This is a genomic window from Gordonia sp. (in: high G+C Gram-positive bacteria) (assembly GCF_012515855.1).
GTDB lineage: Bacteria > Actinomycetota > Actinomycetes > Mycobacteriales > Mycobacteriaceae > Gordonia.
In genome coordinates, this window is sequence record NZ_JAAYXO010000061.1 from 19,074 (window position 1) to 28,107 (window position 9,034).

A 9,034-nucleotide genomic window follows, 5' to 3' on the forward strand; every position below is an offset into this window, starting at 1 on the left:
ATTCGCTCAGCCGCAGGTCACCGCTCTCGATCCGAACGTCGGTCACAGGGTGAGATCCAGTTCCTGATCATCCTCGGATTCTGCCGTGTCGGAATGTCGCGGATCCGCCTCATCCACCGCTTCGATCGCCTCCGGCTGCACGACGACGTGGCCGATCACCGCCGGTCCGACCACCGGCTGCGGCCCGAGGACCAGCATCCCCTCGGTGGTCGATCGCAGGTAGTCGGCGGGACGATGCGCGCGTTGGTCGTCAGTGCGCCGCGCCGTGGGGCCCGCGCCGTAGGGGGCCTGCCCCGGACGTGCCGTGGGCGAGGCGTTCGCCGACGTCGATGCGGGCGCAGCCGACGACGTCGCGGACGACGCGGTGCCCGGTGTGGTGGTCGACAGCCCCGGCGAGCCGGCCCCCGCCGTCAGCGGACCCGTCGGACGCCCCATCGCCGAGCCCGGGCCGCTGACTCGCGAAACACCGGCGACCGGTCGGGCGACACCGGAGACCGGCCCCGCTGCGAGCGGAACGCCGACCGGCGCCGAGGCCGCCGGACCGCCCGAGCGCGGATCACTGCCGACCGGCGACGCCGACGGCCCGGGTGACGCTCCAGTCGGCGGCGCCGCGCCGGGAGGGGGACTCGAGGTCGGCGTCTCCCCTCCCGGTCGGCTGCCCGGGTCGGTCGGTCCGGTCGGCGTCTGCGTCTGCGGTGCGGTGGCGGGCGGGACGTCTCCGGACCCGTCCGACTGCGGAACGCCGCCGACGGGACCGGAACCCGCATCTGCGCCGTCGGTGGACAGCCCCGCGGCCCCGGCACCCTGCCGAGCCGCGCCCGACTCGACGTTCATCGACGTGCCCGAGACTTCACCCGCCGATCTCGCCATCGGCGCGTTGTAGACACCGGTGAGCTGGCTCGCCAACGCGGTGCGCGCAGCAGCGACGGCCGAGCTCCCGGGTTCCCCCATCGCTTCGACGGCCGCGATGCGCGGTCGGAACGCCACCGTCGACCCGAGGGTCGAGCCCGCGCCCGACAGCCATCCCTGAGCCATGTCCAGGATCGACGAGGTCGCGTCGATCTGTCGGCTGAGGTCAACGCTCGACGCGGTGCTGGCGCGCGCCGCAACACCTTCCAGCGTTCCGTCGCCGAACGCCGCGGCCAACCGTGAGGCAGCACTCTTGGCTGCGGCCGCGATGCGGCCGATCTCCGCCTTGTCTGCGCCCGCTGCGGCCGGATCCATCGAATCGATGCGGCTCAGAATCTCGGCGGTCTCCACCATCCACGACGTCCCCATGAAGGTTGGACGCAGGAGGTAACGGCTCGGTTCCACGACACGCCGACCAACGCCAAGCAGAAACCGGTCAGTCGGACAGCAGGTCGGGACGACGCGCACGCGTTCGCTCCACCGACTGCTCGTGTCGCCAGGCGGCGACCTTGGCGTGATCGCCGGACAACAGGATCGGCGGGACCTCGAGATCGCGCCAGACCTTGGGTCGGGTGTAGCTGGGGCCTTCCAACAACCCGTCGGAGAACGAATCCTCTTGGTGCGATTGCGGATTGCCGAGCACTCCGGGCATCAGCCGAGTGGTGGCCTCTACCATGGCGAGCACGGCCACCTCGCCGCCGATGAGGACGAAGTCACCGAGGGAGACCTCCTCCACACGCACGCGACGGGAGGCGTCGTCGAAGACGCGCTGGTCGATGCCCTCATAGCGGCCGCAGGCGAACACCAGGTGCTGCTCGGTGCTCCAGCGCTCGGCGGTGGCCTGGGTGAACGGGACGCCTGCGGGCGTCGGCACCACCAGGAGGGCGTCGTCGGGGCAGACGGCGTCGAGGGCCTCGCCCCACACCTGCGGCTTCATCACCATGCCGGGCCCCCCGCCGTACGGGGCGTCGTCGACGCTGTGGTGGACGTCGTAGGTCCACTGACGCAGGTCGTGGATGCCGACCTCGACCAGCCCGGCGTCGATCGCCTTGCCGAGCAACGCGGCCCGCATCGGGTCGAGATACTCGGGAAAGATAGTGACTACGTCGATGCGCACGTCAGTGCTCGATCGGCTCGATGAGGCCTTCCGGCGGATCGATCTCGATGCCCTCGAGCGTCACGGTCGGGACGATCTCGCGAACGAACGGGATCAGCACCTCGCGGCCGTCGGCTGCCGTCACCGCCAGCACTTCGCCGCCGGGCAGATGCAGCACTTCCTTGACCGTGCCGACCGCCTCCCCGTCGACGGTAGTCACCGGGAGGCCCTCGAGCTCGTGGTCGTAGAACTCGTCGGGGTCGTCGCCGGAGTCGACGTCGGCGGCGTCGATGAGGAACAGCGTTCCGCGCAACTTGTCCGCCTCATCGCGTCCACGAACCTCCGCGAGCGACAGCAACAGCCGCCCGGAGTGCATCCGGGCGGCTGTTACTCGGTATTCAGATTCCCCGCCGCCCGCGTTCGCAGCGGCACGGCCACGCAGGACCGTGCCGACAGCGAAACGATCGGCGGGATCGTCGGTACGAACGTCGACGACGACTTCACCACGGACGCCGTGCGTCTTGACGACACGTCCGATCACCAGATCCATCAGATGGGAGTCCTGACTCGGTCAGCGGTCAGTGTCGACGATGTCGACACGCATCCCGCGACCACCGATGCCGGTGACGAGGGTGCGCAGCGCGGTGGCGGTACGACCGTTGCGGCCGATCACCTTGCCGAGGTCCTCCGGGCTCACGTGCACCTCGACCATCCGGCCGCGACGACCGGTGATCAGGTCCACCCGAACCTCGTCGGGATTGGCGACGATGCCGCGAACGAGGTGTTCGACGGCGTCAGCGACGATCGCGCTCACGCGTCCGCCTTGGCCTCGCCGGCCTCGTCGGCAGCAGCTTCGGCCGGAGCCTCAGCAGCGGCCTCTTCAGCCTTCTTGGCCTTCTTCTTAGCGGTGGTGGCAGCCACCGACGGCTCGTTCTCGGCGGCCGCGACGGCAGCGTTGAACAGATCCTGCTTCGAGGTCTTGGGCTCGGCGACCTTCAGGGTGCCCTCGGCGCCCGGCAGGCCCTTGTGCTTCTGCCAGTCACCGGTGATCTTCAGCAGTGCGGCGACCGGCTCGGTCGGCTGTGCACCGACGCTCAGCCAGTACTGTGCGCGCTCAGAGTCGATCTCGATCAGCGACGGCTCTTCCTTGGGGTGGTACTTGCCGATCGTCTCGATGGCGCGGCCGTTGCGGCGGGTGCGCGCGTCGGCGACGACGATGCGGTACTGGGGGTTGCGAATCTTGCCCAGGCGGGTGAGCTTGATCTTGACAGCCATGTGGGGTGTCTCCTTGAGTCACTGCGCAATTCAGCGGCCCGCCGATAGGCGACGAGCCCGGTTTTGCGATCTCTTACGGGGTGACCGCCGGTCGGCCGTGGCCGGTTCCGGCGAACCAGCGGTCCATTCTGCCAGAGCCACCGCCCGGCACTCAAGCCGAGCCGACTCCGAAACGCCCCGTCCGCCCCGGCGAATCGGCCGCACGCGAGTCGACCCGGTAGCGTGCCTGAAGAACACCGGTGGCCGAACGGGCCACCGCACGACGGCCGGAGACCCGACACCCTCATGCTTCACGCCCTGTCGCTCGCCTTCGTCGACGCGGTGAACGTGCTGCTCATCGGCGTTCTCGTCGCCCTCGCGATCATGCTGCCACCCGGCCAGTACCGGCGTATCGCACCGCTGCTGCTGATCGGCGACTGGCTCGGGGTCTTCGCTCTCTCGATCGTGGTGATGCTCGTCTTCGACGGGCTGCAATCGTTGGTCGACGAGGTCCTCGCCTCCCCCGCCTTCGGCATCCTGCTGATCCTCACCGGCCTGCTGACCGCGTTCCTCACGTGGAAGGGCGGAGGCTCGTCGTCGGATCTGGTCGACAAGGTGCTCACGCCCCTGCGCACGCCCTCGCCGTTGACCGTGTTGGTCGGCTTCCTGCTCGGCCTGGTGCAGTCGGCGACGTCCGTGCCGTTCTATGCCGGACTCGCAGTGCTCTCGGGCACCGACATCTCGGCCGTCGGGCGCTACTTCGGGCTCCTCCTGTACGCCACCGTCGCGCTCAGCCTGCCGCTTCTTGCGGGCCTGGCACTGGCTGCGGTCAGAGCCCGGCCGCACTCGTGGATCAGCCGGGTGTTCGGCCGCGCCCGCCAGAATCAGGCGCGCGTCACCCGCGCCGCCGGTTGGTTGGTGACCGCGCTGCTGATCGCGATCGGCATCCTGCAGATCGTGACCTGATCGCCCTCACGCGACCTTCGCGCCACCGCAGATCAGGTGCGTCGGGCGACGCAACGTCGACAGATCCTGCGCCGGATCGGCGTCCAGGACCAGGAAGTCGGCACGCGCTCCGTGCTCGATCCCCGGCACGCCGAGCCAGGCCCGCGGAGCGGTCGACGCCGCCGTCAGGGCTTCCAGTGGAGAGAGGCCGATACCCGCCAGGGATTCGATCTCGTCGACGATCCGGCCATGCGTGATGGTCCCGCCCGCATCGGTGCCCGCGTAGATCCGGACACCCGCCTCACGCGCCTGCGCGAACACGTCGCGGCGACCCGCGTGCAGGGCCAGCATGTTGGCCTTGTACTTCGGGAACCGATCCGCGCCCGCGGCGATGTCCGGGAAGGTCTCCAACTGGATGAGCGTCGGCACCAGAGCGATGTCGCGCCGCACCATCTCGTCGATCAGGTCCTCGTCGAGGCCGGTGCCGTGCTCGATCGAGTCGAATCCCGCGCCGACGATGTCGGGCAGCGCGTCGGCGCCGAACACGTGGGCGGTGATCCGAGCCCCGTTGTCGTGCGCGGCGGCGACCGCTGCTTCGAGCTGATCCCGTGTCCACAGCGGCGCGAGGTCACCGAGGTCACGGTCGATCCAGTCGCCGACGAGCTTCACCCAACCGTCGCCCGCGCGCGCCTGCGTCGCCACTTCCGCGGCCAACTGGTCCGGGTCGTCAAGCTCCACCCCGTAGTCGCGCAGATATCGCTTCGGGCGGGCGATGTGCTTGCCCGACCGCACGAATCGTGGACCGTGCACATCGGCGTCGAGCGGGTGGGTGTCGACCGGCGAGCCGACCTCGCGGATCAGCATCGTTCCCGCTCGCAGGTCCTTGCGGGCGAGGCCGCGAGCCTGCTCGATCGTCACGCCCAATCCGGGAGCGATGCCGACGTGGTTGTGCGCGTCGACGAGACCGGGGACGATCCATCCGCCCTCGACCGTCGCGTCCGCCGCGAGCGGCTCGGTGGAGACGACTCCGTCGGCCACCCAGAACCGCAGCGGCTCCCCGGTGAACGGATCGGTGCCGGTGAACTCGAGCGTCTCGGACATGGATTCGCCTTTCGCTGTTCGGCGGCCTCGATGCGCTTCGCTTACTCGACCAGCAGAGAAGACCGATGCGCTTCGCTTACTCGACGAGTAAAGAAGACCGTGGTTCGGCGGCCTACTTCTTGGGGAACTTCAGGTTGTTCAGGTCGATGCCTTCCAAGCCGGGCGGGAGCTCGTCGAGCCCGGGAGGCATGTTGCTCAGGTCGAAGCCGGGCGGCATGCCCATCCCCGGCATGCCGGGGAAACCGCCGCGCATCGCCTTCGGCGGCGTGGGTCCGCGACCGCCCTTGCCCTTCTTACCCTTCGCGCCCTTCTTGCCCTTGCGCTGGTTGCGTCGCTGACCGGGACCGCCCATGCCCATGCGTCCGGACATCTGCGCCATCATCTTGCGGGCGGCGAAGAAGCGGTCGACGAGCTGGTTGACGTCGGTGACGGTGACACCGGAACCTTTGGCGATACGGATGCGGCGCGAGGCGTTGATGATCTTCGGATCATCGCGCTCGGCCTGCGTCATGCCGCGAATGATGGCCTGGATCTTGTCGAGCTGCTTGTCATCGACCTGCGAGAGCGCCTCCTTCATGTCTCCCGCGCCGGGAAGCATGCCGAGCAGGTTGCCGATGGGACCCATCTTGCGGATCATCAGCATCTGCTGGAGGAAGTCGTCGAGGGTGAGCTCGCCCTGGCTGATCTTGGCCGCGGTCTTCTCCGCCTCGGCGGCATCGAAATGCGCTTCGGCCTGCTCGATCAGCGAGAGGACGTCACCCATGCCGAGAATGCGGCTGGCCATGCGGTCCGGGTGGAAGACGTCGAAGTCTTCGAGCTTCTCGCCGGTCGACGCGAACATGATCGGTCGGCCGGTGATCTCCCGGACCGAGAGGGCCGCGCCACCGCGGGCGTCGCCGTCGAGCTTGGTCAGGACCACACCGGTGAAGTCGACGCCGTCGGCGAAGGCCTGGGCGGTGGTGACCGCGTCCTGACCGATCATCGCGTCCAGGACGAACAGCACCTCGTCCGGCTGTGTGGCATCGCGAATGCTGGTGGCCTGTGCCATCAACTCCGCGTCGATGCCGAGGCGACCTGCGGTGTCGATGATGACCACATCGTGGTGCCGATCGCGGGCCTCTTGCACACCGGCCTGAGCCACGCCGACGGGATCGGTGGAGCCGTCGACGCCCAGCGCGCCCTCGCCGCCGACCGAGGTGCCCGGATGCGGCGCGAACACGGGCACGCCCGCGCGCTCACCGACGATCTGCAACTGCTGCACCGCACCGGGGCGCTGCAGGTCGCAGGCCACCAGCAGCGGAGTGTGCCCCTGCTTCACCAGCCAGGCCGCGAGCTTGCCCGCCAACGTCGTCTTACCGGCGCCCTGGAGGCCGGCGAGCATGATGACCGTCGGCGGGTTCTTGGCCAGCTGCAGGCGCCGGGTCTCGCCGCCGAGGATCCCGACGAGTTCCTCGTTGACGATCTTCACGATCTGCTGGGCGGGGTTCAGCGCGCCGGAGACCTCCGAGCCCTTGGCTCGCTCCTTGATGCGACTGATGAACGCGCGGACCACCGGCAACGAGACGTCGGCCTCGAGCAGCGCGAGGCGGATCTCGCGTGCGGTGGCGTCGACATCGGCATCGGTGAGGCGCCCCTTGCCACGAAGATCCTTCAGGGCACCAGTTAACCGGTCAGAGAGGGATTCGAACATTCCCCCATCCTTCCACGTCCGGGCGAGCACGCGTTGCTCGGATGGCCCGACGGCGCGGCATAGTCTCCGCTAGCCGACGATCCCGGCCATCCTGGCGACTGCATATCCCGACCAGGCGGTGACGATCACGGCGATGAGCGGGTATTTGGCCCGCGTCGTCAGACGCTCTGCTGGGCGTCGCACCGACGGTCGTCCCACTGCCGCAGATCTTCTCCCTGCCATCCGTGTCGCCAGTAGAACGGCGCCCACGGCGATCGCGAGAACCAGCAGCGGCCCGAAGAAGTGGGCCTGGAAACCTTCGGCGAGATGGCCGTGCATGGTGTAGACGAACGATCGGGTGAGCCCGCACGCCGGACACGGCAGGCCGGTCAGTCGGCGGAACGGACACAGGACGGGGCCGTCCTCGATGCCCGCCACCGGAACACAAGCCGCGATGACCACCGCACCGACGCCGATCGCGGTCACCTGACGTGGATCGTCCAACCGGATGCGGAGTGCCCGCCGCCGAAGGCGAGGGCCCAGGCGGCCGACAGCTGTGTGCTGTCGTGCCGCCTGGGCCCTATCGCTCGGCATGGGGTTCAGCCGCTTGTCACCGGAGGTCAGCCGCTTTGTCACCGCAGGTCAGCCGCTTTGTCACCGCAGGTCAGCGCAGCGCGCGTCCATCCGAGTCCGGAACGTTGCGCATCGCGATCAGGACGAGATCGATCAGCGCCCAGATACCGCAGCCACCGAGCGTCACCAGTTTGGCGACGCCCAGGCCCGTGTACCCGAGGTAGAAGCGGTCGATGCCGAGACTGCCGAGGAATACCGACAGCAGCAGCGCCGTCATCCACTCCTTGTCCGAGAACACACCGGGCAGCGTGCTCGCGGGCTGCAGTTGCTGACCGTCGGACGCACGGACGCCGTGCTCCGGCTTCAGCTGACCGCTCTTGGCCATCTGGGCGAGGGTCGGGATGTCGTAGGGTCCGTGTTCCTGATCGAAGGTCCGCACGAAGTAGGTCCGGCCGGCACCGGGGAACGGCTGCCCCATGGCCGGCTCATGCGGGGTGTTCTTCTGGAAGTTGTACGGATTCGGATCGGTCATGATCGAAAAGTTAGCACGCGTTCGCCGATTTGCCACCGGTGCCGCACACGGCCTCGGTCCGACGATAGACGAGGCAGGGTCACCGCAGTGGAGCGCAGACCGCGAGGACGGCTGCCGACGCGGCCTCACGCACGGCCGCACTGTCGTCGGCGAGGCGAAGACAGAAGGTGTCGACCGCCGTCGCGCCCAGGGTGGAGACCGTCGCCCACTCGATGTCGAGGCCGGCCTGCTCCAGTTGTGCGGCCACCCTCGCGAGGAGGCCCTCATCGTCGGCGGAGCGCAGTTCCAGCAGCCACCGGTCGTCTGGACCCGGCAGCCAGCGGGCCCGCGGAGGCGCGACCGCCCTGGAGATCGGCACCGCGTTGCCCAGCGCGAACCCGACGGCCGGTGCGCGCGCCGCGGTCTTGGCCGCGAGTTCGGCGACCGGATCGCGATGGCCGTCGAGCACGGCGGTGAGACGTTGCCGCAGCAGCGTGGCGTCGGGCGGCCCGCCGAAGGTCGGCATCACCACGAAGGTGTCGACCGCGTGCCCGGCGTGGGTGGCCACCGACGCCGAGTGCGACTGCAGACCCGACAGCGCGAGCACCCCCGACATCGCCGAGAGCAGGCCCGGACGGTCGGGCGCGATGATGGTCACGACGGTCATGTTGGGACCGTCGCCGGGGCGGGTGACCACGTGCACTCCCCCGCGTTCGGCGAGCACCAGGTGTTCGGTGGAGATGCGCGGCGGAACCACCGGTTCGTCGCCGCCGATGTGCGCGACGACCCGCTCCACCAGACCGGAAATCAGCGACGCCTTCCATTCGCCCCACACGCCCGGGCCGGTGGCCTTCGAATCCGCTTCGGCGAGCGCGCCGAGCAGGTACACCAGCACCGCGTTGTGGCCGAGCGTCTCCGCGACGTCGGCGACGACCTGCGGATCGGTCGGATCGCGGCGGGTCACCACCTGGTGGAC

Annotated in this window: 10 protein-coding genes and 1 pseudogene; 1 reads left to right on the forward strand and 10 read right to left on the reverse strand. The window is 69.2% G+C overall.

Annotated elements, in window-relative coordinates; genetic code table 11:
* Nucleotides 1-42 precede the first annotated feature (42 nt).
* Genes GX543_RS04105 through rpsP form a run of 5 tightly spaced genes read right to left on the reverse strand, consistent with a single transcriptional unit; the run spans nt 43 to nt 3,280 of the window.
* Nucleotides 43-1,314, reverse strand: a complete 1,272-nt coding sequence (locus tag GX543_RS04105; RefSeq protein ID WP_290849988.1) for a hypothetical protein — start codon at nt 1,312-1,314, stop codon at nt 43-45.
* Between the two features lie 31 nt (nt 1,315-1,345).
* On the reverse strand, nt 1,346-2,026 hold the full coding sequence (gene trmD, locus GX543_RS04110; RefSeq protein WP_290849989.1) for a tRNA (guanosine(37)-N1)-methyltransferase TrmD: 681 nt from the start codon (nt 2,024-2,026) through the stop codon (nt 1,346-1,348).
* 1 nt (nt 2,027) lies between these two features.
* Nucleotides 2,028-2,555, reverse strand: a complete 528-nt coding sequence (gene rimM / locus GX543_RS04115) for a ribosome maturation factor RimM (RefSeq protein ID WP_290849990.1) — start codon at nt 2,553-2,555, stop codon at nt 2,028-2,030.
* 21 nt (nt 2,556-2,576) lie between these two features.
* Entirely contained in the window at nt 2,577-2,819 is a 243-nt protein-coding gene (locus GX543_RS04120) for an RNA-binding protein (RefSeq protein WP_290849991.1), read from the reverse strand.
* Entirely contained in the window at nt 2,816-3,280 is a 465-nt protein-coding gene (gene rpsP, locus GX543_RS04125) for a 30S ribosomal protein S16 (protein ID WP_290849992.1), read from the reverse strand. Before rpsP ends, GX543_RS04120 begins: the two co-directional genes overlap by 4 nt.
* 285 nt (nt 3,281-3,565) lie before the next feature.
* Here rpsP and GX543_RS04130 point away from each other — a divergent pair, with 285 nt between their 5' ends.
* Nucleotides 3,566-4,225, forward strand: coding sequence for a hypothetical protein (locus tag GX543_RS04130; RefSeq protein WP_290849993.1), 660 nt, complete (start codon nt 3,566-3,568; stop codon nt 4,223-4,225).
* Nucleotides 4,226-4,231: 6 nt separating this feature from the next.
* Here GX543_RS04130 and GX543_RS04135 read toward each other — a convergent pair whose 3' ends face one another.
* The 5 genes and pseudogenes from GX543_RS04135 to GX543_RS04155 all read right to left on the reverse strand — a co-directional run.
* The gene (locus tag GX543_RS04135) at nt 4,232-5,305 is read right to left on the reverse strand and encodes an amidohydrolase family protein (protein WP_290849994.1); all 1,074 of its coding nucleotides are present in this window, start codon (nt 5,303-5,305) and stop codon (nt 4,232-4,234) included.
* A gap of 112 nt (nt 5,306-5,417) precedes the next feature.
* Nucleotides 5,418-6,995, reverse strand: a complete 1,578-nt coding sequence (gene ffh, locus GX543_RS04140) for a signal recognition particle protein (protein ID WP_290849995.1) — start codon at nt 6,993-6,995, stop codon at nt 5,418-5,420.
* Nucleotides 6,996-7,064: 69 nt separating this feature from the next.
* Entirely contained in the window at nt 7,065-7,460 is a 396-nt protein-coding gene (locus GX543_RS04145; protein ID WP_290849996.1) for a DUF2752 domain-containing protein, read from the reverse strand.
* A 178-nt stretch (nt 7,461-7,638) separates the two neighbouring features.
* Entirely contained in the window at nt 7,639-8,079 is a 441-nt protein-coding gene (locus GX543_RS04150) for an NINE protein (RefSeq protein WP_290849997.1), read from the reverse strand.
* Between the two features lie 79 nt (nt 8,080-8,158).
* Nucleotides 8,159-9,034, reverse strand: a pseudogene (locus GX543_RS04155) ([protein-PII] uridylyltransferase); the annotation flags it as partial.

Excerpts from the sequence above, each read along its gene's own strand:
- rimM (WP_290849990.1), bottom strand. The coding sequence starts at position 2,555 with ATGGATCTGGTGATCGGACGTGTCGTCAAGACGCACGGCGTCCGTGGT.
- rpsP (WP_290849992.1), bottom strand. The coding sequence starts at position 3,280 with ATGGCTGTCAAGATCAAGCTCACCCGCCTGGGCAAGATTCGCAACCCC.
- GX543_RS04130 (WP_290849993.1), top strand. The coding sequence starts at position 3,566 with ATGCTTCACGCCCTGTCGCTCGCCTTCGTCGACGCGGTGAACGTGCTG.
- GX543_RS04135 (WP_290849994.1), bottom strand. The coding sequence starts at position 5,305 with ATGTCCGAGACGCTCGAGTTCACCGGCACCGATCCGTTCACCGGGGAG.
- ffh (WP_290849995.1), bottom strand. The coding sequence starts at position 6,995 with ATGTTCGAATCCCTCTCTGACCGGTTAACTGGTGCCCTGAAGGATCTT.
- GX543_RS04150 (WP_290849997.1), bottom strand. The coding sequence starts at position 8,079 with ATGACCGATCCGAATCCGTACAACTTCCAGAAGAACACCCCGCATGAG.